This window comes from Parabacteroides sp. HGS0025 (genome assembly GCF_000969845.1).
In the GTDB taxonomy this organism is placed as follows: Bacteria; Bacteroidota; Bacteroidia; order Bacteroidales; family Tannerellaceae; genus Parabacteroides; species Parabacteroides gordonii.
This window is the reverse complement of the sequence record NZ_KQ033905.1, coordinates 94,991-120,942: the sequence shown is the minus strand read 5'-3', so window position 1 is coordinate 120,942 and position 25,952 is coordinate 94,991. Positions and strand designations below refer to the sequence as shown.

General features: G+C 46.2%; 24 protein-coding genes. 5 read left to right on the top strand and 19 right to left on the bottom strand.

The window, feature by feature from the left end:
• Positions 1–47: 47 nt before the first annotated feature.
• From HMPREF1212_RS26460 to HMPREF1212_RS24565, 7 genes are all read right to left on the bottom strand, one after another.
• Positions 48–530: a hypothetical protein gene (locus tag HMPREF1212_RS26460; RefSeq protein ID WP_157317136.1), complete on the bottom strand. Its 483-nt coding sequence runs from the start codon at positions 528–530 to the stop codon at positions 48–50.
• A 51-nt stretch (positions 531–581) separates the two neighbouring features.
• Positions 582–863, bottom strand: coding sequence for an HU family DNA-binding protein (locus tag HMPREF1212_RS24590; protein WP_046151516.1), 282 nt, complete (start codon positions 861–863; stop codon positions 582–584).
• Between the two features lie 150 nt (positions 864–1,013).
• A complete protein-coding gene (locus HMPREF1212_RS26455; RefSeq protein WP_052725112.1) occupies positions 1,014–1,928 on the bottom strand; it encodes a fimbrillin family protein in 915 nt (304 codons plus the stop codon).
• 7 nt (positions 1,929–1,935) lie between these two features.
• A complete protein-coding gene (locus tag HMPREF1212_RS24580) occupies positions 1,936–3,387 on the bottom strand; it encodes a fimbrillin family protein (protein WP_046151515.1) in 1,452 nt (483 codons plus the stop codon).
• Positions 3,388–3,430: 43 nt separating this feature from the next.
• Positions 3,431–4,408: a DUF5119 domain-containing protein gene (locus tag HMPREF1212_RS24575; protein WP_046151514.1), complete on the bottom strand. Its 978-nt coding sequence runs from the start codon at positions 4,406–4,408 to the stop codon at positions 3,431–3,433.
• Entirely contained in the window at positions 4,405–5,073 is a 669-nt protein-coding gene (locus HMPREF1212_RS24570) for a DUF3575 domain-containing protein (RefSeq protein ID WP_232430220.1), read from the bottom strand. The genes HMPREF1212_RS24575 and HMPREF1212_RS24570 overlap by 4 nt, the downstream gene beginning before the upstream one ends.
• Before the next feature lie 334 nt (positions 5,074–5,407).
• Complete coding sequence (locus HMPREF1212_RS24565) at positions 5,408–6,412, bottom strand: tyrosine-type recombinase/integrase (RefSeq protein WP_046151513.1); 1,005 nt, start codon at positions 6,410–6,412, stop codon at positions 5,408–5,410.
• 758 nt (positions 6,413–7,170) lie between these two features.
• Between HMPREF1212_RS24565 and HMPREF1212_RS24560 the strand changes: the two genes are divergently transcribed.
• Entirely contained in the window at positions 7,171–7,479 is a 309-nt protein-coding gene (locus HMPREF1212_RS24560) for a hypothetical protein (protein ID WP_028730706.1), read from the top strand.
• A gap of 70 nt (positions 7,480–7,549) precedes the next feature.
• On the opposite strand, the gene HMPREF1212_RS24555 is transcribed toward HMPREF1212_RS24560, so the two are convergent.
• The 7 genes from HMPREF1212_RS24555 to HMPREF1212_RS24525 all read right to left on the bottom strand — a co-directional run bounded on the left by HMPREF1212_RS24555 (position 7,550) and on the right by HMPREF1212_RS24525 (position 14,602).
• Positions 7,550–7,807, bottom strand: coding sequence for a hypothetical protein (locus tag HMPREF1212_RS24555; protein ID WP_082099985.1), 258 nt, complete (start codon positions 7,805–7,807; stop codon positions 7,550–7,552).
• A gap of 64 nt (positions 7,808–7,871) precedes the next feature.
• The gene (locus HMPREF1212_RS24550; RefSeq protein WP_028730704.1) at positions 7,872–8,615 is read right to left on the bottom strand and encodes an alpha/beta hydrolase; all 744 of its coding nucleotides are present in this window, start codon (positions 8,613–8,615) and stop codon (positions 7,872–7,874) included.
• A 72-nt stretch (positions 8,616–8,687) separates the two neighbouring features.
• Positions 8,688–9,545, bottom strand: coding sequence for a helix-turn-helix transcriptional regulator (locus HMPREF1212_RS24545; RefSeq protein WP_232430219.1), 858 nt, complete (start codon positions 9,543–9,545; stop codon positions 8,688–8,690).
• A gap of 347 nt (positions 9,546–9,892) precedes the next feature.
• Positions 9,893–11,290: a class II fumarate hydratase gene (gene fumC / locus HMPREF1212_RS24540; RefSeq protein WP_046151510.1), complete on the bottom strand. Its 1,398-nt coding sequence runs from the start codon at positions 11,288–11,290 to the stop codon at positions 9,893–9,895.
• Between the two features lie 53 nt (positions 11,291–11,343).
• Positions 11,344–12,669 carry an MATE family efflux transporter gene (locus tag HMPREF1212_RS24535; protein WP_046151509.1) on the bottom strand — a complete coding sequence of 442 codons (1,326 nt, stop codon included), beginning with the start codon at positions 12,667–12,669 and terminating at the stop codon, positions 11,344–11,346.
• 229 nt (positions 12,670–12,898) lie between these two features.
• Positions 12,899–13,726, bottom strand: coding sequence for an AraC family transcriptional regulator (locus HMPREF1212_RS24530; RefSeq protein ID WP_046151508.1), 828 nt, complete (start codon positions 13,724–13,726; stop codon positions 12,899–12,901).
• A gap of 18 nt (positions 13,727–13,744) precedes the next feature.
• Positions 13,745–14,602, bottom strand: coding sequence for an AraC family transcriptional regulator (locus HMPREF1212_RS24525; RefSeq protein ID WP_046151507.1), 858 nt, complete (start codon positions 14,600–14,602; stop codon positions 13,745–13,747).
• Between the two features lie 402 nt (positions 14,603–15,004).
• On the opposite strand from HMPREF1212_RS24525, the gene HMPREF1212_RS24520 reads away from it, so the two are divergent.
• Complete coding sequence (locus HMPREF1212_RS24520) at positions 15,005–15,793, top strand: DUF4469 domain-containing protein (protein ID WP_028730698.1); 789 nt, start codon at positions 15,005–15,007, stop codon at positions 15,791–15,793.
• A gap of 135 nt (positions 15,794–15,928) precedes the next feature.
• Positions 15,929–19,165, top strand: coding sequence for an InlB B-repeat-containing protein (locus HMPREF1212_RS24515; protein WP_157317134.1), 3,237 nt, complete (start codon positions 15,929–15,931; stop codon positions 19,163–19,165).
• A gap of 90 nt (positions 19,166–19,255) precedes the next feature.
• On the opposite strand, the gene HMPREF1212_RS24510 is transcribed toward HMPREF1212_RS24515, so the two are convergent.
• Entirely contained in the window at positions 19,256–19,603 is a 348-nt protein-coding gene (locus HMPREF1212_RS24510; RefSeq protein ID WP_232430218.1) for a DUF4907 domain-containing protein, read from the bottom strand.
• Positions 19,590–20,594: a Kelch repeat-containing protein gene (locus tag HMPREF1212_RS24505; RefSeq protein ID WP_046151544.1), complete on the bottom strand. Its 1,005-nt coding sequence runs from the start codon at positions 20,592–20,594 to the stop codon at positions 19,590–19,592. The genes HMPREF1212_RS24510 and HMPREF1212_RS24505 overlap by 14 nt, the downstream gene beginning before the upstream one ends.
• A 267-nt stretch (positions 20,595–20,861) precedes the next feature.
• Between HMPREF1212_RS24505 and HMPREF1212_RS24500 the strand changes: the two genes are divergently transcribed.
• Positions 20,862–22,178, top strand: a complete 1,317-nt coding sequence (locus HMPREF1212_RS24500) for a DUF4270 family protein (protein ID WP_046151543.1) — start codon at positions 20,862–20,864, stop codon at positions 22,176–22,178.
• Positions 22,165–23,370, top strand: a complete 1,206-nt coding sequence (locus HMPREF1212_RS24495) for a PorV/PorQ family protein (protein WP_046151505.1) — start codon at positions 22,165–22,167, stop codon at positions 23,368–23,370. The genes HMPREF1212_RS24500 and HMPREF1212_RS24495 overlap by 14 nt, the downstream gene beginning before the upstream one ends.
• 69 nt (positions 23,371–23,439) lie before the next feature.
• Here the strand turns inward: HMPREF1212_RS24495 and HMPREF1212_RS24490 are convergent, their stop codons facing one another.
• The 3 genes from HMPREF1212_RS24490 to HMPREF1212_RS24480 all read right to left on the bottom strand — a co-directional run bounded on the left by HMPREF1212_RS24490 (position 23,440) and on the right by HMPREF1212_RS24480 (position 25,936).
• A complete protein-coding gene (locus tag HMPREF1212_RS24490) occupies positions 23,440–24,486 on the bottom strand; it encodes a DUF2776 family protein (RefSeq protein WP_046151504.1) in 1,047 nt (348 codons plus the stop codon).
• Between the two features lie 103 nt (positions 24,487–24,589).
• Complete coding sequence (locus HMPREF1212_RS24485; protein ID WP_046151503.1) at positions 24,590–25,027, bottom strand: LytR/AlgR family response regulator transcription factor; 438 nt, start codon at positions 25,025–25,027, stop codon at positions 24,590–24,592.
• A gap of 153 nt (positions 25,028–25,180) precedes the next feature.
• Positions 25,181–25,936: a LytR/AlgR family response regulator transcription factor gene (locus HMPREF1212_RS24480; protein WP_028730690.1), complete on the bottom strand. Its 756-nt coding sequence runs from the start codon at positions 25,934–25,936 to the stop codon at positions 25,181–25,183.
• Between the last annotated feature and the right edge of the window lie 16 nt (positions 25,937–25,952).

Sequence of the window (25,952 nt, the reverse complement as noted above, 5' to 3'; positions counted from 1 at the left end):
TTCCTGTAAAACTCAATTTTACCGAAGTATGTTTAGGTAAGTATCATTTAATCACCCTTCACCTTAATTTTTCCCATCAAAAATAACAATTCTCGCAGATCGTCGGCATCAGGGCGTATGTGGCAAAGATAATTATCTAATGTTTCCAGTTTATAGGGATAGTGGAAGGCAAGTAAGAGGCCTGAGGCCATCTGGTGGTATTTGGGGCGGCCCTGGTTTCCGGCTTTTTCAAGGACGCAGAACATAAGGGTAAACAGGTCAGGATTGTGGAGCGTATAGCGCATCTTACCTAAAGGGGTGTGGTGGAGCAGGAAATCAACGTATAGCTCGCGGTCATGCTTCAGGTATTTGTCTACAAACTTACGGAACGGGCCGGGAAGGGAGTCGTAATAACCGAAGGCCAGGCGGCAGAGTTTGAGGCGGTATTCCTCGCGGGCGGGTTCTTTGAAGGTTGATAACTTGGCGTCGAACGACGCAGGAGTAGGCGCGTTGCCAAATAGCAACTGCAACTCTTTTAATAGCTTTTTCATGATATGTGGTATCGAAGAGAAAAGGTTTAGCTCTCCGATACCACATCCATTTTATTCGGGATGGTTCAGCTGTTCCAGCAGGTATTTGCCGGGTTTGAACTTTACGCTGTTGCGGGAAGGGATCATACAAGGGGCACCGGTCTTGGGGTTGCGGGCCGGGCGGCCGGTCTGTTTCCAGAGAGAGAAAGTTCCGAAGCCCAGCAAGGCGATCGATTCGTCCTCTTTCAGCGTTTTGACGAGGATTTCTTCGAAAGCTTCCAGGTATTTCTTAGAAGCAGTTTGCGTGATATCCAGCTTTTCTGCCAAGCTGCTGATTAAGTCTTTTTTGTTCATTGGAGAGGTTGTTTGTTATTTGTATTCTATATGCATATTTTTTCATTAGAGGAGTTCAGTCCTTTGATAGCGATGGTATAGGAAAAAAGGAAAGCGAAACATCCCGCCGGCTCCTTGTCAGGCCGGTCGGGACGTTTTGTTTTCAACATGTCAAAAAGTGCTAATCGCAGACACAGAAAGATGTGCGTTCTCACCATTTTTACTTACAGAAGAGGGCGCGACTCCACCAATCTTCAGCGTGTAGACCACCGAGCCTCCCATTTTCCAATCGGGGCCGGATAGTTCCGACGTTAGGGTTTTAGGGGATCCGTCATCAAAGGCAAGTTCGATATTACTTGAACCTTTTGAAGGGAGAAGGAAAAACTCGAAAGTCTTTGTCCCATCCACGTCAGCAGGAAGTCCCTTAAACGTCTCTGTTCCCTGCAAGGAAGTCCAGGAATAACCGCCCTCATTAAAGGTTAGCTCCCCCTGATTATTGCAGTTTTTTACAGACAGGGAAGTAAGAGTAATATCATCACCCGTGATCTCTACTTTGAAAGACACATGTGTCAGCACATGTCCCATATTGAAAGAGAGCTCGCTGCCCCTTGTCTTGTCCTTCAGCGGAACGGCGGCCAGCAGGTCGATCTGATTGGCGGCATTGGCAGGTACCATGTAGCTAAGCTTCGGGTAACCTGCGGTCGTATTGTCTGTAGCTACCAAGAGACTATTGTTCGTATTGTCCGTATGCGGAGCATAGGCAAAGAAAGTCAGTTTGTCGCCTGTCGTGTTTGGCCAGTACTTCAGCGGGGTGTACGTCCAGGTACCGCTTTTCTCCACCAGCTGGTTATACATGAAGTTAGGCGCCGCGTCTTCCGACCAGTCGCTCTGTCCCGTGTAGCTGGCAAAGACACCCATCGACGCAAGGTTGCCGACATCGATCACGCCACCCCCTGCCCGCGTCTCATCTTCAGCGCCCGCAGGGGCGCCGAAGATGACAGGTAGCTGTTCCTCCTCGCCTGCTTCGCGCTCGCAACCTAAAGCGAACACTAGCAGAAGAGATAATATGAGTGGGTACTTAGGCATGATTGGGTTAGTCTTTTGTCAGGATAACTTTTCCAACCGAACCGACAAGTGCTGAGGTAGCCGACCAGCCACCAGGAGCAGTTACACTACCTGTCGTAGATGACGACTTAAAGTTCAGCTCGATCTTATCTCCTGACACAAAGTTGCCCACAGTAGCACCACTAAGTTCCAATGACCCAATACTATAAGTATCAGCAATATTCACCACAAAATAATTGCAGTTAATATTGTCATGCTTTATTGTATTCAATTCACCAATGGCAGTATTGATTGCTTCTGTATTTGCTGCTGCATCAACAGAAGGAATAGTAACTTTATCTGGAGTTTCCCACTCAGTTACATCAGCAGTTACCTCTACCTTTGTCAGGCCGATGGTCAGAATATATTCGTAAGCCTTACCCTTTTGCAATGTTCCATTATTTAATGAAACCGTAGCCATAGTAGATGATAACGTATTCCCTCCCGCCACTTGGTCATCTACTGTCACAATATCATAATCCACCTGTACACGTACATCATTGGCAGAAGAAATACCGGTTTCATTAGCCGGTGGGATCAGGAATAAGTATTCGTCGTTTTTAAAAAGTTTAGTGGGAGCAGCTTCTTCCGTACTAGTCACTTCTACACTCGTAGCATTGTAGCCACCAACACCACTGGCGGCTTTCGTATTCAACACACCTGTTATCAGATAAAGAGCCTGTTTTGAGGTTGGAGTCTCCCATGTATCGGCACTCCAGTCGTAAGTAGCCTTTTCATAGAATTTAGAAGCGCCGTTTGCCGCTGCTTGATTGGCACCATCACCATTCGCATCTTTACCCAAAATGCGCATATTTGTTATGAAAACATGTGTTTTACTATCAATGCTTGCATCCAGCTTCGCCTTGAACTCCACACGCGACAGCAGATGTTTCAAATCAAAACCCACAGTTGCTGTCCGCTTTTCCTGATCTTTCTGAAAACCAGCCACCAGATCGACCATATCTTTCGCAGCGTCATTCAACTTAAACTCAATAGTCGGCTTCGTCATTGCAGTGTTTGCAGGAAGTTTGATACCGAAAGTCTCACTACCCCCCACTTGACTCGAACTATACGGCGCATAGGCAAAGAAAGAAACCTTATCGCCTGTTGTATTCGGCCAGTATTTTACAGGCGTGTATGTCCAACCGCCACTATATCCCACCTCCTGGTTCCACATAAAGTTAGGAGTGAAACTTCCGTCTGCACCCCAAGCGGTCTGTCCTGTATAATAAGCCAGAATACCGAAACCGGTTGTTTGGATACCGGTGGCCGTTACCCCATTTCCATCAGTATTCGTTATTAACCCTTTTGTCTGTCCCCCTGTGTAAATGTCGAAACCTACTACCGGATTGGCGTCGGGACTGACGTCTGTGATTTCGTTTTGTGAACAGCCGGCCATTGCTATCAGGGCAACTGCTGCAAATAAATGATAATTTTTCATTTTCGTGAAATTTTAATTGTTAGTAATTCATTATATCTCGTTGTTATAAAGGAAGTTCCACCTCTTCGGGATCGCCCCATTCGTCCACATCCACGTCGAAGCCCGAGTCGGGTACTCCTTCCGGTTTCACGTCGGGTAGCTTTTTGGCTGTCAGGCGGATACGGATCAGCACAGAACCGTCTTCCTGCAGGATATATTCAGGATCGGTGTCGAAGGTCTCTTCCGTCCGTGTCTTGCCGTCTACAAGCAGGGTTTGGATCGTCAGGCGGTGCGCCAGTTTGCGGTCGAAACCGAATACGTTGAAGCTGCCCGAAATCATACCGTCGAAAGGAGAGCCGGGATCAAACTCCATCTTGTCGAAAACAAACTGCTGCGTCACCTTTTCCTCCGAGCCTTTGCCCGTGGAGAGACAGACCGACTCGCAGATGTTTTCGATCCGCCCTACTGCCGAACGCAGGTTATTAAGCCCCGGCACACGGATCTCCACTTTTATCTGCTTAGTCACCTTAGCCGGTTCGAAACGTATCGTGTAGCGACTGGAGTCGGGGTCGCTCCCACTCCGGTTTTTGTCGTAATTGCCCAGCATATCTTCCGTCACTTCAAATTCTTCTACGGCAGCGGCAGCCACCTCTTCGGGCGTATCGACCACTACCCGCGCTTCCACCTTTTTGGCCAGTGCCCGGAAATTGTAGAAGCTGTCGCCCGCGAAGCCCACATAGCTAAAGTCGTCGTACGAACGGTTGAAGATCAGCACCCGGTAGCGGCCTTCGGGAAGTCGCACGGTGGTGCGCTCGCGGTTGCCCATCAGCGCTTTCAGCGGGGCGCCTCCTTCGGCGGGATAGAACAGGGCGGTGGCGCCGTAGCCCGTTTCGCTAAGCCCCGAATGGCTCCAATCGGCTTCGACCGTGATTTCCGACTCGAGGAAATAGGTCAGTTCGCGCCGCTCGCAGGAGACGGACAGGAGCAGGAACAGGGCGGTGCAGGACAGGATATATATATAATGTATAGTAGTACGTTTCATCGGTTACCTCCTTTCTTTGTTTTGCGGCTGAGCAGCCAGACCAGCGAGACCTTCACTTTTGTGGGGCCGATCCAGGTGTAATTGCCATCGTTCTGCCAGAGCAGCGTCTTGTAGTTGTCGCGGGCCTGGTAATGGCAGTAGCCGGTGCGCAGCACGCCGATACCGATCGTGTATTCGAGGCGCAGGTGTCGCGAAATCTTATGGGTATATCCGTAGCTGATCCCGGAAGCGACAAAGAACTCGCCCTGATAGCCTTTGTCTTCCCATTGCAGGTCGTATTTGCCGCCGCCGGCATAGAAGCCGAGGAAATGTCCCGTCAGGGCCGGGCGTTTCGTGCGGTCGCCCAGCCAGTAGCGTCCTTCCAGGCTACCGGAGATAACCTGCATGCAGTACTTATCTTTCTTCAACTGCCACCAGGGGAACATATATTCCCCATTCAGCGACCAGCGGTTGCCCAGCGGAAACTCGACCTCCACGTTCGGGATCATCGCGGCATCGAAAAGCAAATTGGTTTTCAATGCCAGCAAGGGCTTTCGGGACGGCTGTTGCGCCATAACGACAGATGCCGGAAGCTCCTTGCCGCTCTGTGCATAACACAGGGCCGACGGAGCACCCAGCAACAGGCTTCCGATCAAAATTCGTTTGAATTGTTTACACAGTGTCATTAACATTATTATACTAGTGTTTGTGGATGTTACTTACCAAGTAACGGCAAGCAGGCAGCCCCTACGGTGAGAAAAAGCGTTTTCCATCGGACTGTTTCGAGGTAAAAAAAGGGCTTTATCGGAAAAATAAGCGAATAAAGTGGCTATCCGTTTTTGAGGTATCAAAGATGGATCAGGGCTTCATGTGTTTTTTCAAACCAAAGTAGGGACAATATGAGTTTTACTGGTTTCTTTCAGGTCTTTCTATAAATAAATTAGCTGGTTAACTTAAATATTTCAACTTTTATTTGGATTTATAATTATTTCTTTTCAACTTTGCAACCAAGTTAATCCGTTACTTGGTAAGTAACGCCGCTCCAACAAACTCCCCTGATACATTACAGACAACATATCTGTCCTGCGGCTGCATAATAGCCGTAACCAATTGATAATTAGCTTCATCAATCTTCTTGTTTTCGTAGGGTTTCAAGTACGTTTCCGTCACCCGCAGGGAAGAATGGCCGAGTCCTTCACTAATAATACCTAAAGCGATCCCTCGATAGAAAGCTAATGTTGCCCAGGTATGCCGCGCAGTATACGAACTGATCTTCACACCGCCCAGCAAAAGTTTACTTACCTTCGCAAGCTTCCGGTTGAAGGTGCGCAATGCTTCCAGATAGCAGCGATAAAGTTGCCACTCGTCCCTCAGTTTTCCGCTGAGGATCGGAAAGAGGTAAGGCGAAGCGGGATTCTTATCGCGAAACATCTCGAAGTATTCCATCGCTTCGGGAGGAATGCTAACTACCATCTGTTTGCCAGTCTTATGCCGGCAATACACGATTGTATTTCCTTTCAGATCACTTTTACGCAGATAGGCCAGATCGATAAACGACATGCCGCGAAACATAAACATCAGCAGGAACCAAGCCAGCGCACTTTTCACATCTTCGGGTAAGGTATCCATATCGACCTTCGAGAGTGTTTGCATCTGCTCCCTGCTCAGTGCACGTTTGGTTTTCGACTCGACTTTCGTATATATTCCGCCAAAGAGCTTCGGGTTGTGTCCGACCGTTCCGGGCGGAAAAAGACGGTTATACACAGCGCGCAACACGCGCATATAGGTGGACACCGTATTCCAGCTCGATCCCTTTTGCCTGAGCCAATCCTGATACTCACGCAGGGTAGCCGCCGTAAAGACTTGTCCGACCGACATCACGACTTCTCTCCCACCGGAGAACGCTGTAAAAGAATTCAGCGCAGCCCTATACGTATGCACGGAAGAATATTTCCTTTCTTCTCTTAATTCCTCAATGACTGGTAGCATACTATTTACCAAATCACTTCTTTCGTTTACTTCCATAATTAGCTATTTTTACTCACTAAATGTCCGTATTTTGACATTTTTACTAACAGGTAAATCGGGTTATTGGTTGCTTGCAGGTAAAATAAGGAGGTTTTCGGAAGATTGTTAGGGGAAAAAGAGAAAATCAACCGGATGATTTTAGAATTCTTACGGTCGATTGGAGGAAAACATACGGATGTTTTGTCCAAACTATGCGGATGATTTTATAGTTTCATTCGGATGATTTTTTAGCAGAGGGGGAAAAGAAGGAAAAACGAGAGTATAGGTTGCGAAGAAAAGTAGTTAAAACAGCCATTTTTATTCTAACGGGAATGAAAAAACGATGTATTGAAGTGTGACAAAATATACATTTTCAAAACATATGTATAACACATCTTCCAAAAACATTTGAATGATTCCGGAAAAGCTCAACCGGATGAACAGAGATGCTATTCTACCAGAACATTCTGTCAAATCTTAACTCTCTTAGAAATGCATATAAATGAAACAGCCCGTAAAGACATCCCTACAGGCCAAAGAACGATCAGATAAAATAACAGTTTGTCAAATTGATATTTTACCTGTTCCATTGAGGAAATATTCACCGGATTTCCCCAATTCCACATTCCCATTCTACAATCAGAGCAATCGAATAAACCAGGAATACATACTGATTTACAACAACATAAGCAGATACAGACTATTTTGGCACGCCAATTGAATTACATTAAGCGTAAATAAGTAATCAAAGATTGTTTAATTAAAAATTTAAAGTCATGAAAAAGGTATTAGTAGTAATGGCAATGATTATGGGAGTTGGTTGTATGAGTGCTATCGCAGCAGAAACAAGTGTTGATTCAGTAGCTTGCTGCCAGGCAACCCAGGATGAATATGCAAAGATTGAAGTTTCAGCCGTTCCCGATGCGGTGAAAAGTGCAGTTGAAAAAGCATACGAAGGACAGACAATCAAAGAAGCTTCTGTGGCAGAAAAGGATGGAGCAAAAACTTATAAGTTAGTCATCGCTACGGCTGAAGGAACAGAAAGTACAGTTACTTTCAATGACAAAGGAGAAGAAATAAAATAAGTATAACTCAAAAGGTTACTATGTGGTTAAGGAATACCCGGACTTCTATCAGAGCCCGGGTATTTTTTGTTCAGTCTTCATGTTTTTCCGCCCATTCAAATATAACAGGACTTTGCACATCGACTCCGAACTCTGCCGCTTTTTGCAAAATACGGTAAGCCAGCAACGGCTTTTTATCCTCCGGTGCATATCTGAAATAAGCCTCAGCCGCCCGGACATGGGCTGCATCAGGCATCGGAAACTCACGTGTTCCCGGGAGACCGAAATCGGATGAAGGAAGTTCTTTACGTTCTTCTGTCGTCAGTTTGTCACTCGATCCACTGTTCATTCTTGCCATAATGATTTCATTTTAAAGATTTATCCTACAATAACCGGATCGACAGGAAGAATGTTTACTCCTCCTTCTTTAGTAAGATAATGTCCAGGATGGAGCTGACAGTATCCGCTTTCTTCACCACCATCAGATGATCCCCTCCCTCAACGGGGAATACGTTTTCAAGCCGGTCATAAGGAAATATCTGATCGGCAGTACCGTGGATGTGGTAGAGGTGTTCGCTTTTATTATCCGGTACCCAGTCGGTGATCTGTTCGAGTGCCCATTTTATATAGACAGGATCGGTAACAGTCATATACTCAGCCAGGTCGGAGTTGGAGGCATTATATACCAGCCGGTTAAAAGCATTGGTTATAAAATCGGTGGAAGAAAAGAGCCTCTTAGGCATAAATTCCATCAGGTTCACTTTGCGCACGGCCTGAAAGAGAATCGGGATTTCCCTTTTACTTTTGAAAGATGAGATAATAACACATTTCTCCGGTTTCAGGAAAAGGGTCATCTCCTGCATGATCACTGCCCCAAAAGAATACCCGATCAGGATAAAAGGAGAAGTCGTATCGATCACCTTCGCCATAGTACGGGCATACTCGGACAACGACTCGTCGGGCCGGGGAATATACCATTCAATATATACTTTCTTAAATCCTTTGGGGAGCCGCAGCTTATTAAACACTTTACAATTATAGCACATCCCGGAAATAAAATAGACATTGACGTCCTTTACATCCTTCTTCCAAAGCCAGTTTACCAATGAAGATAAACGCTTCCACATTCCGGGTGATGATGCCTTACTTTCTTCCATACAGCTTTTACTCTTTATATAAGTATAAAGATAGCGTTTTTGTTCAAAACCTTCCGGCTTATAGCTAAAAGATTATTTTTCAGCCTTAAGCTGGCGAAGTAATTCGGACGGAGTACAACCGAACTGTTGTTTACAGAACCGTGTAAAATGGGTAGCTGAATTAAACTTGTAAAGCCTCATTATATCACTTAGGGTATTGCCCGGTTCTGCCAGTTTGAAACGGACATGTTTAGCTTTCTGTTTCAACAGCCACTGGTGGGGAGAGATACCAAACTCTTCGCGAAACTTGTTATTAAAATTCGTGCGTCCCATCCCTGCTATCTTTGCCAGATCGTCCACATGATCCACTTTCAGATAATTTTCAAACATAAGCGAACGGAAGTCCAGCGACTTACCTATGATCGGGTGAAAGAGGTAAGCCAACTCCTCTTTCGTATAGAAACCGCGAAATAGCAGAAAAAGCTCCATCGATTTAATTTCATGCAAATGCTTACAATTCATCCGGCATTCCATATATTCGATCATCGTATTCAAAAAAGTCTTTAAAGGAGGATATATTGCAGTAGGTTCAAAGTCATATTGTATCTTACTGGATAAAGGAGCCAGCGATTGAAGTTCCAGTTTATTACATGCCCCTTGAAAACGATCGAATGTAAATATAACAACATTCGACGTCGACAATATCCTGCAAGAAAAATCGGAGGATTTAGGTATCAAGATAAACTCATTAGCCCTGATAAATTTATTTCTCAGGTCATTACAAGAAAAGATAGCATCTCCTTCAAGAAAAAAAATCAAATGGTGATAATCCTTGTCCTGTTCTTTCAGAAAGCTTTCCTCATTCAATATCCGATGTTTAAACCCAACTAAAATATTCGGAGAATATTCACTGCAAGATATATGCTCTTCCAAATAAAGCATCTTTTTCATTACACCCCCTATTTTAAAAAATCCGACATTAGTGTTTTCCTCATGTATATCCATTAAGGATATCATTACCGGCCTGGTCTTTCATTCACGCAAAAAAGTATCGTACTCGTTATGTAAAAACAAATGTATAACCTTTTTTTAGTATTACGACCCACATTTTCGCCGTTAATGTTTACATATTCACCAATCTGATACAGGCTAATAAATTATTGACCTGTATTAAACTTTTATTAGTAAAATCAGAAGTATATATCTAAATAATGCCTTATAAACAAAGATGCAGCTTTCACGCAATTTGAAAAGCTGCATCTAATGGATTAACTACCAGTATTTAATATTTATTTCTGTTAAACCTTACCTACCATCTTCGATGGATCAACCCATTTATCAAACTCTTCCGCGGTTATATAACCCGACTCGACAGCCGCCTGCTTCAAGGTCTTATTTTCCCGGAAGGCTTTCTGCGCAATGGAAGCGGCTTTATAGTAACCGATCTTCGGATTAAGAGCCGTAACCAGCATCAGTGAATCATCCAGGTGCTTCTTTATATTTTCCTTTACCGGCTCGATACCTATTACGCAATTATCGGTAAAACTTCTGCAACCATCACCGATCAACCGAGCACTATGGAGAAAATCAGTAATGATCATCGGCTTGAATACATTCAGCTCAAAATGCCCGTTTGCCCCACCAACCGAAATCGCGACATCATTCCCCATTACCTGTGCCGCAATCATTGTCAGCGCTTCACATTGGGTAGGATTCACTTTACCCGGCATGATGGAAGAACCCGGTTCATTCTCCGGCAGATGGATCTCCCCTATTCCTGCCCGGGGACCGGAGCCCAGCATACGGATATCGTTCGCAATCTTCATCAGGCTGACGGCAATACCTTTCAACGCACCATGAGTCGACACGATTGCATCATGGGTAGCCAATGCCTCGAATTTATTAGGAGCCGTAACAAACGGCAATCCGGTCAGTTGGGAGATTTTACGGGCTACGTTCTCCGCAAAATTCTCAGGAGTATTGATGCCCGTACCGACAGCCGTACCACCCAAAGCCAGTTCCGCCAGATGCGGCAAAGTACTTTTCAGGGCATGGATACCATATTCCAACTGGGCGGCATAACCACTGAACTCCTGACCGAGTGTAAGCGGCGTAGCATCCATAAAATGCGTACGCCCTATTTTTACGATCGGCATGAACTCACGGCTTTTCATCACCAATGTCCGGTGCAACAGCTCCAAAGCCGGGATTGTATTCTCCCTCAGCACCTTATAAGCGGCAATATGCATGGCAGACGGGAAAGTATCGTTAGACGACTGCGATTTATTCACATCATCGTTCGGAGATAATATCTTTATCTCATCCGTGAGTTTACCCCCATTCAGCACATGTGCCCGATAGGCAATCACTTCATTTACATTCATATTTGTCTGCGTGCCGCTACCGGTCTGCCAAACAACCAGCGGAAAAGAATCCTCCAGTTTTCCGTCGAGTATTTCATCACAGACACGTACGATCAGGTCGCATTTCTCCGGAGATAAGACGCCCGCATCTTTATTCGTCAGAGCGGCTCCCATTTTCAGGTAAGCAAAGGCCTGTATAATTTCCTTCGGCATCCAGCTGATATCCTGTGCGATCCTGAAGTTGTCAATACTACGTTGTGTTTGAGCACCATAATATGCGTGGACAGGGACTTTAACATTTCCCATCGTATCTTTTTCTATCCGACATTCCATAAGTCTTTATCTTTAATTATTCTTTTATTAAAACCATACAGAGAATGAATTGTTTAGACTAAGGGGAGGTATCTTTTAAAGTACCTCACCTTCATATACCAATAAGACAGTACAAAGAGGACAAAAACATACAAAAGTTCTGCTGTCCAATAGATTACAAGAGGTGCGTCAAACCGAACCACTATCAGGAACAGATAAAGCAGGTAAAGAACAATCGTTATCAACTCGAACACAAAAGCGGTACGTGTCCTACCCGTTCCCGTCACGGCATTACAATAGATATGCGCCGGGACAGACAGGAAATAATTAGACAGCATCACCACGAAAGGCCCGAACGCATCCCGTATCAATTCCTGATTTCTTGTATAGATACCTATCACCTCATCCGAGAAAAAGAGCGTAAGCATAATCAACGGAATACCCAGCAGGAAGCTCAGCCCCATCATTTTCCGGCATAAAGGCATGATCTTTTTATATTCTCCCGCTCCGATCAGATTACTGACCAGCGATCCGGTTGTCGTAGAGAAAGAACATACTATGACAAAAAAGACGGTCGAGATGCTACGCACTATATTGGCAATGGCCAGTTGTGCTTCTCCCAGGTGTTCTATCATCACAAAGAATAAGAACCAGGGTGCCACCCCCGTAAAGGAATGCATCATGCTCCATATCGAAAGACGAAGCAGGCGGATCAACAAAGGCAATTCGCAAACAGGCTTCAACCCGTAATGACGCCTATCTACTTTACGGTAAACATGAACAACTAAAACGATCAGGAAGGAAAGTTCCGAAATCGTGGAGGCCAGCGCAGCGCCCGATATCCCCAACCGGGGAAATCCCAGATTCCCGAATATCAACAGATAATTCAACAGAACGTTAGTCGTCACCATAACGATCGCGCCGATCGTCAAGATCCTGGTCTTTGTGATGCCGACAAAGAATGCACGGAAAGCCAAAGCCGGAAAGGTGAACAACAGGCCGAAGATACGCCAGTCAAGATATTTTAGAACGGCCTCATAGACTTCTTCCGAAGTAATCAGCCAGGATAACAGTTTCGGGGAAAAGAACCAGGACAGAAGAAACATAGACCCGGCCAGTACAAGAAGAAAGAACAATCCCTGAAAGAATACTTTACCCGTCTCATGGTAATTCCGTTCGCCATTCCTGCGGCCTACCATCACTTGCAGCCCCAGGCTAAAACCAAACCCCAGCATATAAATAGCCAGATAATACATTCCGGCCAGGGCGGAAGCCCCAAGTTCCACCTCCCCATAATGTCCCAGAAAGATAGCATCCGTAATATTGATCAACTGTTCTATGAGAATGCTCATCATCACAGGAAAGTTGATGAGCCATATTTGTTTGTATGTAAAATTCATAATTCAACTTAGTATATATACGTCAGTGTACATCCTCCCGGGGAGAATGCAGCACGGCAATTAATAAAAATATAAGATTTTGTACCCTGTATAAATAGGATAGCGAATAACAGACAAAGAGAACCTTTGCCTTATATGAGGGAAAACGACGCTATATACAGAGTTGCCACTTCATAAGTTGAACACTTGGATTAATTATTACACCTGCAAATATAGAAGTTTTTCCGGATTATCCCCCTTCATCCTCCTGTGAAAAATAATCGGAATGGGGAGCACAAGCAGCCAGATACTCTTTCGGCGTATAACCGGAAAAGACTTTAAACTCATTGATCAGGTGGGATTGGTCATAAAACCCACATTCATACGCCAGTTGGGAGAAGCTCATGCCGGGGTTGGATTGCAACACATATAAAGCATGCTGGAAACGGACAATCCGCAGAAACTCTTTCGGACTGATCCCCACATGTCCGGTAAACACACGCTGAAACTGCTTGGTACTAAGAAAGACGGAAGAAGCCAGATCGGAAATACGGACTTCCCCTTTACTTCGGTTGATGGTATGTATAGCGGAGAACATCCGCTCCAGGTTATGTTCTTTCGGCGGATTCAGGCGGGATAAGAGGAAACGTTCGACCAGGCGGATACAATTCAGGTCGTCTGCTTCATATAATATACGGTCTTCCAGTTCCTGCAATTCGCGGTCGCCCGCTTCATCGGCCGAAACTTTCCGATTGCAGAGTTCGCTTACAGGCATCCGGAAGAAAGCACTTGCCGCGTGGGTACGGAATATAACGGCCAGAATTTTTATCGTACCGGTAAAGCTCAGGTCGGAGAAACCGATAAACTGACCGGACAAAAGCACCTGATTGTCTACCAGGCGCTCATCAAGGGAAGAAGAAAACCGGATCGGATTGCCCCGGTAAAAAAGCATCTGCACATTTCCCGACGGGATCACGCGCTCAGTACCCAGAACGGGACTATCCGTCTCCAACAGCCAGTAATACCTGACATAAGGAGCAAGTGCCGGCGATGGCAACATTGTCTGAAACGATTCCATGCCGGCAAATATACTAATTTATTCGATCGGAATATGAATTTCGGTAATCAGCTCTTCGGGAGCGGTATTAGCCGGATTATTCAGATACTGCTCATATCCCGGTGCATCGAGCGTCTTGTAGCCGCCTTCGGGAAGCAGGTGCAGATAGACCGTATCATAGACCGCTTTCAGATTTTCATACGAACCCTTATAACGGAAAACGACATATTTAGCAGCCGGCAACACCTTCACGCCTACCTCCCCTTTCGGTTCGGCCGTCTTTGGCAAGATCAGGCAGACATACGTCCGCAGCTTGTCGGGTTCCGTCACTTTGGGGTCGTCGTGATAGATACAGATATGTTCTATCCCTTCCGAATACAGGTTCTGCTCCTTCACAAAACCCCATAGCTTCTGCCAGGCTCCGCAAAAATCGAGGGTCATATAGGCACCCGACAAACGGACATAGGCTATCTGGCGGTCGGGGAACTCTTTTACTTCAGTTTCTATATTTAAATCATGTCTTACTTCAACAGGTCTCATAATAATGTACTCTTTATTTTTACGATAATCATTCGGTGAAATACCATAGAATTGCTTAAAGGCTTTCGACAGGGAAGACGGTACATCATATCCTACGCGCCAGGATATTTCCTGTACCGGCATATCAGAGTAGCGCAATAGCCGGGCGGCAGTCTCGACTCGCATACGGATGATAAAAGCACCGATATTCTCCCCCAGGAATGCTTTTACGATCCGGTGGAAATGCCAGGGCGAAAAACCGGACATTTCTGCCAGTATATCCAAATCAATTGTTTCGCTCAAATGATTGTTGATATACTCCACGATGATATTTATTTTACGCTGATATTCTTCTGTTGTAGATGGTCTTTGTTGCATATCGGATTGTATTTCGATACAAAGATAAGAGACGGTTAGAGAAAGCACTTGTCCTATCTTGCTAAAAAGAAAAGAAGGAAACTGATGATAGATTAGCGACAAGAAACCATAGTCCGACTAGAACTATGTTCATAATAGCCGCAAAGATAGGAATAATCCACAAATACAACTTATATCATAAGATTATAATCAAGGTTTAACGCTAAAAAAGATACTTATTCTATCTTTTTCAGTCATATAATTGGTACCCTCAGAGTACCACAAGCAGGACAAACCACATTCCAACTCTATGGATATATCGGTGATCCTATCGTATTTAGTACAAGGCTAAGAGCTTCCCTAACGTGAAAATCAATGCTATTGCCACAGTTCTAGTCGAACTTAATAAATCTAATAAAGCCTATGGCAACAAACGAACCTAAAAAACGTAGCATCGTCGCCACCTTAGTGGCTAACATGCTGACAGAGCGTGAAGATGACTTCACAGCCAACGTTACTTACGTGGCAAATCGCTCGATCGAAGACCTCTGCAATATCGCAGCAAGCGGTAAAAGCAAATTCTCTGCTTCCGAATTACTGGCCGCCCACAACGATCTGAAGGCGACTGCAAAGGATGAATTGTACTCCGGTTCTACCGTAGAATTCGGATTGACAAACAACTCTCTCGGAATAGACGGTTCCTTTATCGGGCCGAAGGCTAAATTCGATCCGGCAAAGAATAACGTCACTCTCCGCAGCACTCCCATTAAGGAAGTTAAAACGGATATGAAAGGTATCAGCGTGATCATCGGTGAAGTAGTGGAAGGCCTTCCGACCGTTACCAAAGTGACCGATATATTCTCCGGTGCAGTAAACGGAAAGATCACTCCGGGAAATACCCTCAATGGTGAAGGCAAACGGGTTAAAATCGTAGGTACAGAAGGCAATACCGTAGGTTTCTTCTTTATCAACTCGGAAACCGAAGCAGAAACGGCTGTCCCGATGATTTACATTTCGCGCAACGATCCTTCTTACTTCTCCTTTATTATCCCGGCACTGGCCGACGGTAAATATTATCTGGAAGTAGCCACCCAATACGGCGGTAGCAACCAGCAGACCGTGAAAACCGTACGCCGCAACCGCTTCCCCTATTTACTCACTGTTGGTGATGGCGGCGGAAGTGGCGAGGACGACCGCCCCGTAATCGAATAAACTTTTTATGGGATGACCCTATGTGAGCGTATAGGGTCATCCTATGTGAGGGGATAGGGACACCCTATGCTCCCGTATAGGCTCACCCTATGTGAGCGGATAGGACGACAATATATCAATTAAATAAAATATAACATGAAACATTATTTACTAAAAACAACTTTCCGGCTACTACTGACGGTCGTTATGGTTTATCTCCTGCCAATGACAGCATGGGGACAAGGTACACCTCCTTCTGGAGACGGTAATAGTGAGGGTTCCGCTTATCAAATCAGAGAGCGGGCGCATCTGGAATGGATGGCAGACCAGATAGCGAACCAGTCTACAACCTTTGATGGTAAGTTTTTCAAATTGCAGAATGACATTGACCTGGGCGGCACCGCCTGGGCACCGATCGGCATCCCTGACAGCCACTTCAAAGGCACTTTCGATGGCGATGGATACACAATATCCGGACTGTATATCCCGGCAACCAACCCAGCCCAAAAAAATAGAAGTGAGGGATTATTCGGAGAGGTCGGTCAAAACGGTACGATTAAGAACCTGGGAGTAGAAATAGCATCGGGCGGCATACATATATGCGCCCCCAATAATTCAGAACCGACTTTAAGTCTCAATGCAGGTGGAATAGCAGGAAGAGTTCAAAATTCCAGTACGATCGAGAACTGTTATGTTACCGGAGGTGGCATTTATTGGGACGGAGACTTGGATGGGGTTGATGCCCATATGGGTGGCATAGCAGGAAGATCAGATGGTACAATCGAGAACTGTTATGCTACAATAGATATAACGCTTGACTGCGAAAATGCTATTTATCAACAAGGGAATAACTTTATCGAGGTGGCAGGAATAGGTTCTGGAGGTACGATCACCAACTGCTGTTATTCAGGGGCATTGACGGCGCATGCTGCTAATTGCCTCAATAGTAATTATCGATGGAAAGTCGGTGGTATATCCATAGGTGGAACAATCACCAACTGTTTGGTGTTAAGCCGGGATATTTCTCTTGTTATCGATAATGGCCCAACTGAAAATAAAAAGGTTAATGCAATCGCTCCAGATTTGAGTAATAGCACCAATTACGTCTCTCCGCTAACTAATGTAAACGGAGCAGCCCCGAGTTATGACAATGCAGCAAATGGCACGAAGTGGGATAACATAACCGATGGTGCCGCCCCTATCTCCACCTGGATAGGTACCAGCAAGTGGGAAGCAAACGCCGATTGGGATAAATGTATGCCTACCTTAAAGAAGGAAGATACAAACCCGTTCCAGTCATCGACACCACAACCCTACGTTTTCAAAGAGACAACACCAATCTCCATCGGTACCGCAGCCGAGCTGGCCGCTATCAATACGAATGCAGCACATCTGGCAGGCTCTTACAAGTTGACAAACGATATTGACCTGACCGGCTATAACGGCGACAACTGGACACCGATCGGCTCGACTGCCACCCCTTTCAAAGGAACCTTTAACGGCGATGGTTATGTAATCGAAGGACTGAACGCGGAAGGGGCAACACAAGTTGGCTTATTTGGTGTCATTGAAAGCGGGACAGTCGAGAATCTGGGGGTAAAGTTCGGAACGCTCAATTCGACAGGAGCTAGTAATACTCTTGTTGGAGGTATAGCCGGAGAGATTCAAGATAATTCCACCATTCAAAACTGTTACACGACAGGAGGAGCGATAATAGCAGATCTAAACTCATTCGGCTCTACAGCTGCTGGAGGTATCATCGGAAAAGGATCTCAATCTACCATTCTGAATTGTTATTCCACCTGTAATATAAGCCTTGTGTCTACCTATTTAGTTTATGGAGGTGGCATTGCAGGCTCCGGAACAAACCTGACTGTCAGCAACTGCTATTCGATCTGTAAAATAAAAGGGATACACGGCGGTGATGGCGGAGGTGGTAGCGCTTATGCCGGAGGTATAATCGGAGGTGTTTCTAGTATTTATGGTCAACCGACAGAACAGAGTCGTATAACGAATTGCCTGGCTCTTAGCAAAGAAGAATTCGATTTAACAAACACGGATGGCCGTCCGGATTTCCATTCCGGTCGTATTCTGGGCGAAAAGGGATATAACTCAAGTGCGACTCTCTCCAACAATTACGCAACCACATTGATGCCCGGCAGCTGGACGACAATCGGTGCGGATAAAAACGACGGAGGAGACTGGAACGGAGCAAACTGTACACCTTCCGACCCTGACGCATGGGATATCGCATGGACTGATATGACTATTAGTAGGGCAATAGCCGGCCCCAATCTACCCAAGCTGAAAACAACAGGTGGAGCGCTTATCAACGGTCAGGGCGATATAGATAAATTACTCTATATCGGATTTAAACTGACAACTACATCGGATGCAAACGGAAACATCGAAGTTAAGAGTACCTCCGGAGGCACCCTCTACAACGATGGCGATTATATACCGGCAAATACGGAGCTGACCATCACAGCCAAACCGAACAGTTCTTACAAAACGGCTTCATTGAAAGTATCCGGTAGCAACTTTACATCCGGCAGCAGCTATATTGTTGGCAGCGACCTTGCCACAAAAGGTACCGACCTGACTGTCGAAGCTACATTTGCAATGACTCATACGGTAACAGTAGACGCAGCAATAGCCAACGGTAGCATCGAAGTTAAGAAACCTGACGGAACTTCTCTGACAGCAGGTGCAAATACCGTAGACAAAGGTACCGTACTCACGATCACCGTCACCCCCGCCACCGGCTACCAGTTAAAACAGCTGACGGCAGGCGGAAATCCGATCAACGGAAACACCTATACCGTTACAGGCGACATCACTCTTTCCGCCGAGTTTGAAGCAAAATCCGGAGGAGGAAATGAAGGTGACGGAGGTGGTTCCACTACCCCGACAGTCTACCACACGGTAACCCTTCCGGCAGTAGAAGGAGCAACCACCGATCCCATAGCAGGCGATTATGAAGTGGAAGCATGGGGCAGTTTCCGTTTCTACCTGACCCTCGATAAGGAGTACGATAAGTCTGAGCCCGTGATAACAACCGACCGGGGTGAAACAATTCAACCTCGCAGTAGTGACGGCGCATATATCGTCAAGTATGTGCGTAGCGATGTGCAAATCCTGATCGACGGTATCATAAAGAACCCCGATCCGGTAGGCAACGAAACGGTTACGGCAAACCAGTCCAAAGTATGGGCTGCCGAAGGTTATCTGCATATCGAAGCGGCAACCGACGGTCAGGCTTATATCTTCACCGCCGACGGCAGACTGCAAAAGCTGCAACCTCTCACCGCCGGCCAAGCCATAGCCCTTCCCTTGCCGGAAGGTGTCTACCTCGTCCGCATCGGAGACGAACGATTCAAGGTGCTCCTGTAAGGGCAGTTCGTAAGTGCGGTTCGTGAACCGCACTTACCCCAAAAAGAAAGGGCGACCATCACTGGCCGCCCTTTCGACGTTTACGTTGAATTATCGTTTATTTAAATCAGAGAGTGAATGTTGAATATCTTCTTTTGTTATAGAGAAGTTTTCATTATTGGCAATCCTGTCACGGACAAGCGAACCGATATTTCGGGCACTCGCCTCATCGGGAAAAGCCATTAATGTATCAATTGCAGGAATGGTGGGTTGATCAATCAACACTTTATCATTCATCAGGATCCGGTATCCCCAGCCATTCCCCAATCGATACGTTTGCAACTCCGGTTGCCGGCCGTCCGGAGACCCCTTTTCTCCGGAACAGATGTAAACAAATAGAATCAGTACCGGCAGTACGCATAGCCCCCACAGGGCTTTTCTACCTTTAATAGTCATCATCATCAAATTCATAAGGGCGAAGTTCCCAAATGTCATCAAAGTAATAGGTACTGCTACTACCGGTTGCTACGAATCCTCTCTCACCATTGGAGAAAGCGACCGTGGCGCTACGGGCTGTTCCCTTAAACTTGGCTACCTTCTCCCACAAGTCGGTTGTAGGATAGTATTTCCAAGTATCGGAGCGTACACCTCCACTCTCACCGCAGGCCAGATAAACTGCCCCGTCGATGACTAAGGCTACGCCATTCGTCCGTACTATATTATAATCATCATCATAGCTCTCATCCGATGAGTCCGACATATCGCGCAACTGCGTCCATGTCCCGTCAGACGGGTCGAACTTCCAGAAATCATCCACATATCCTCCATTGTTCGTACCGCAGCAGACATAGGCGATATTATCCAGTACAAAGCTGGTCGCCCCGCGGCGTTTGCTTCCGCCGATACTGACGATCTGCGTCCAGCTGTTGGTAGACGGGTCGAAAACATAGAAATCTTTCAGATAGTTGCCGTCATAACCGGAACCCATGTATCCTTTCCCGTTGATCCCGAACGCAGTCGCGTCATAACGGGCTGAACCGGGGAAATCGGCTTTCTGTGTCCAGGTGTTCGACGCCGGATCGTATTCCCAAAAGTCTTTCAGATAGTTTTCACTATCATAACCGGTGCCTAAATAGCCTTTCTGGTTGATAGTCATTGCAGTGGCCGTGTTGCGGGCTACACCGGGGAAGTCGGCCTTCTGCGTCCATGAATCCCGATCCATATCGTATTCCCATACGTCGGAGAGAGGTTTCGTTTTCCCATTATACCCGCAGGCCAAATATCCTTTGTTCCCGATGGTAAACGAAGATGCATAACTACGGGCAAGACCGTCGAAGTCGGACATACGATACCATTTACCTTGCAAATCATCGTCATCATCGTCACCGCAGGAGATCATCATCACCGGAAGCAGTGCTATCAGGAATAGAAATAATCTTTTTTGTGTCATCATATAGCGTGTTACTGTTTTACGGTCACAAAAGAACAGGGCTTTTTGTTGTCCGGCAAATTAAATCGGCAAACAGGCCATCCTGCTCGGTGAATGCCTTAAAAAAGGGGGTAAAGCCCCCTCCCGCATCCCGCAGACTGGTTGACCTGCCGATTTCAACCGTTAATGGAGCAATATCAGCGTTTGACAGGTTATTCTTGCACAAGAATAGGCGATTGCGGTTCTTTGCCCGATCAACAGACTCTATTACTAATATATATAATGTATATGAATAAGATTCTTTTTCTATTTTGGATATGCCTTTCCGGCTGCCTGCTTTCTTCCTGCTATGACGAAAGTAATAAATACGGCAACGGACTGGTCGATTCGGTTTTTCGCAATATCAGTACCGATACCTCAACAGTCGTCATCACTTCCGTACTGATCGACTCGCTGGAAACATCCGGGACAGGGGTGGCACTGATCGGCGAATATACGCATTCGCTTTGGGGTACGATGAAATCGACGGGATATATACCTTATACACGCCCCACTTACAGCACGGATATCAGCAAGACAGTAGTGTTGGACTCACTGATCCTGTCGCTGTCGTACGGTAGTTATTGCCTGGGCGATACCTTACAGTATCAGCAGTTCTCGGTTTACCAGCTAACGGAAAAGGTTCTCCTCAACGACAACGGTTACTTATATAATACCTCTTCCTTTACCTACGATCCTACTCCCATAGGTAGTTGCAGGTTCAAACCCCGCCCGCTGGCCGGCAACAGATTGGAAATCCGCCTGCCGGACGAATTGGGGCAAAACCTGCTGACCCGTTTCCACGAACGGGATGAAGCAGTGTCGTCCGAACGTTTTGAGAATTACTTTAAAGGAGTCGTTATAGTTCCCGACAATCCGGACAGCCATTCGATACTCTCTTTCCAACTGGCCGATACGATGTCGACAATGGTATTGCATTACCATATCATCGGGGAAGAGAGTAACGAGCAGGAGCTGGTGTTCGCCCCTAACACCTCCACTCACTTCAGCCATATCGATCACGACAGGAGCGGAACCCTGATGGAGCCTTATCCTGCAAAGGACGCTGAAATACCTTCCAAAGCTCTCGACAACCGGGGGGTATTGTTCGGTGGGTTGGGTTGGTTCGCCCGGTTGGAGTTCCCCCACCTCAACAATATCATGAAACTGGGGGAAAGGGTGGTGATAGAGTCGGCCATGCTCAAACTGTACCCCGAACTGGGCACCTACTCGGATATAAATGCGCTCCCCGACAGTATCTATCTCTATATTGCCGACGAGAACAACGTCGTTACCGATGCCGTAAAAGACTACCTCGGATCGGAAGTACAGGGCGGAACGCTTGTAAAAGATAATGTATATAATGAAAATACGTATTACTATTTCGATGTCACCGACTTTATGCAGCAGGAACTGGGTACAATCGGAATAAACAAGCATAACCTGCAACTGGTGCTGAACGAAGACAGCTACACCCAAACATTCAAGAACATGACCTTTGGCGACTGTCAAAGCAAATCGCCCATCGTATTACAGCTAATCTACAAAATATATGAAAGCTATTAAGTATATATTCTCTTCCCTCCTGCTGACTGCAACGGCAGCAAACGCGCAAAATATTATGACTTCCTCGCCTTATTCCATGTTCGGTATCGGTGAGATCGTAACCGGATTGTACGGCTCCAATTCGGCGATGGGTGGGGTTTCCACCGGGATGCGCCATTCCTCGTTGATAAACACAGAGAACCCGGCCGGACTTTCGGGACTCGACTCATGCAGGCTCTTTGCCGAAACGTCTGCCTTCGCCAAAAGCGAATCGTATAAGTCGAAAAGCGGAAGCAGCGATGCTTTCTCCGGCAACGTATCGGCTTTTGCGTTAGCCGGACGGATCATGCCCCGCTGGTATATGGCTGCCGGGCTGACTCCTTACTCGTCGGTCGGTTACTATTTCCAGAGTACGCAGCCGTTGGAAGGTTCGCCCAACTCTTACTATACCAGTACCTTCGAAGGATATGGTGGTCTTTCCAAGGTGTATCTGACCAATGCCTTCATGCTTTCCAAACATTTGACTGTTGGGGTGAACCTGAATTATATTTTCGGGAATATAAAGGCGTCAGAGAATCAGGGTAGCATGACTGTCGAAAACAAAATGTATACGAATGCCTTTTATGCTGATTTCGGGATCCAGTATCACCGGAATATTGCCAAGGATAAATCGATTACGCTCGGGGCGGTTTACGGATACAAGCAACATCTGAAGATAGATAATTCGACCATCATAACGAACGGGAACGTGGAAACGGAAGAAAGCGACAAGAGTTCCTCCCAATATCTCCCGCAGTACATGGGGATCGGCGGATCGTTGGTCTACCGGAAATGGACGTATGCGCTCGACTATAAGTTTCAGCAATACAGCTCCATGATATCCAACGACAGCCGGGTGAAGTTCAAGGATGCACACGAAGTACGTGCCGGGGTCTGTTACTTCCCGAACGGGTATTCTTCAAGCAGCTATTGGAAACGGATGTCTTACAAAGCCGGACTGGACGTCTCCACCCCTTATATGAACATCAGCGGGCAATCCGGCCTTTCATGGCGGGCCAGTTTAGGTTTCGGCCTGCCTGTCTCCAACGGACAGATCAACGCCGCCCTCTTCTACGACCGCACCAAACTAAAAAACAACACTTACCAAAAAGATGTCATAGGGATAACGGTGACTTATACGTTGAGCGAGTTGTTTTATAAGATAAAGTTGTAAGGGTTTTCAATAAGAAAAGGGGCAGATCAATTAAACCTGCCCCTGCAATATATCAAGAATATAAATTATTTATTTGGAAGACGTTCCACTCTCCAGGATACTGACAATAGAAAATAGGGTAAAACAAATACCACCTAATCCCGCCAAGACCCTGGCCGGTACGAAATAATATCCATGAACCGAGCCCATTTCAAACAAGAAAGCGGAAAGGAACAGGCAAGTCAGTGCCGTAAAGATCGGAATTAACGGTATACGGTTGGATAGCTTGAACTCGTGCCGCCATATCTTCGACAACAGGATCACTTTACTGGATATGCTGAAACAAACTAATCCAAGTCCGATCATGATATAACCCGTGGCACCGCTTGCCGCATTGGCTGTCGCCAGGATCAGGATTATTCCCCAGATAACACACAGGCTACCCATGATCAATACCATGATCGGCCATATTTCGCGCTCGGTCGGTGAAAAGATATTCCGTATCTGGCGGGCAATAGTGGCGACCAATGCTATCAGGCTGGTACAGATACAAGCCAATCCGATCATCACATGTCCGGCCACGAAATATTTGGAACCATGCCCGCTGTTGGCCAGCAACCAGAAAGCCCATATCCAAGCAGCTAGTGCAATCAGCCCGGCAATAGCGATCAAGGTCAATCCCTGTGCACGGGTAAACGCTTCGGGTGGGACATCGTGATCCGTCTTTTTGGAATTGACGGTGATCATCGTAAAACGGGTGGAAGAGGTAGCCGTAGTAGCCACACAAGCCGTGATCAGCCCTACTCCGCAGATAACATGACCGGCTACGAACGATGAAGTATCGGGCGATTCCATTATATGGATCCCGATGATCACCGTCAGCAGTGCAGACAGATAACCGAGTGCCGGAAGTGCGTACCGGCTCACCATCCCGAAGGTGTTTATGATCTGCCGGATAATCGTCGCCGCTGTGGAAAAGAGAGCGATACAGATCATCCCCAGAGAGAATACTACCGGCCCTGCCACAAACTTACCCGGATCTGTTCCATATTCATAAACGAACAAACCATAACCGAAACAAAACAAAGCCATCAACAAAGGGATCGTCCTGAATAAAACACTAATGCCGTAATTCATAGTCTATTTGTTTTTAATTTTCCTCCAAACAGACGGAATCACGGCATTGTTTCTCCAATTACATTTTTATAAAATCTTTTTAGTTATCAGGAACAGGATCTACCTATTCCTGCAACGCCAGCCGCCCCATAAGGGCAGGCAGGTAAGAATCGCTGATGGGGATCAACTCCTCACCGATGCGTATCCTTTTCCGCTCGATGTAGCTGATATGGGAAAGAGCTACGATATAGGAGCGGTGTACACGACAGAACAATCCGTCGGTAAGATTTTCTTCAAATCGCTTCAGGCTGACCTGCGAAAGCAAGGGTTTGCCCACTGTACGATGAATCTTGACGTAATCGCCATAGCCTTCCAGAAAAAGGATCTCCTCTCTGCGAAGGCGAATGATCTTACTTCCTTCCCGAACAAATATAGGTTGCTCGGTTTGTTCCTTGTGCAAAACGTCATGCACGTCAGCGAGTGCTTTATCCAACTTCTCAAAATAACCCATCAGGGTGTTCAACGTAGAAGCATCTCCATCGAAAGTAATACATTTCAACATAGTTGATTCTCTTTTTAGTTTACACTACAAATAAATAAGAATATTCGGTGAACAAAGGTTAACCACCGATAAATGGTACAACTTGATCGGTGAATCGCCCGAAGTGGCAGGGTGAAAAAACTTGCTTTTGTGATGCAGTATTCCACCGGAAAACTATTCCATCAATATCCACTTTTTAAATACAGGCGTCTTTGTCTTGCTGATAATGATACGTTCGGGAACGGGTAAGGTCAGGTTGACCGACAGGCGACTGCCGAACCAGAGGTCGATATCCTTGATGGATTTACGGGCGATGATAAACTGGCGGTTGGCACGGAAGAAGTCTTTCAGGTCGAGCTGGTCGCTCAAGGTATCCAGCGTACGGTCTACCGGGTGTTGCTTTCCGTCGGAAGTATAGGCGGTCACCTTTTCGTTCATCGTATAGAAATAAAGGATCTCCTCAACCTGTAAGGGATAGAATTTGTCGGTGAGCATGATCAGCAGGCTCTTTATCACATGCCGTTTCTGGATCGTGTCATTCGTTTGCCGGATATGTGCCAGACGTTCTTCCGGGCTGAACACGCGCAACTTACTTAAGGCACGTTCCAGGGAAGCCAGCGTAACCGGCTTCAACAGATAATCGATACTGCTTACCTGAAAGGCCTGCAGGGCATACTCGTCGTAAGCAGTTGTAAAAACAACGGGAGCTTCGATCTCTACCTGCTCAAAGATCTTAAAAGCCGAGCCATCAGCCAGGTGGATATCCATAAAGATAATGTCGGGATGAGGTTCTTCCCGAAAATATGCCACGCTCTCCTCAATACTCTCCAACTCCGCTATTACTTCGATCGCAATAATGGAGTTCTGCGCCAGGATAGCCTTCAGGCTACCTACAGCAGCAGTTTCATCTTCAATAATGACAGCTTTCATACAATCTTTTCGTTTC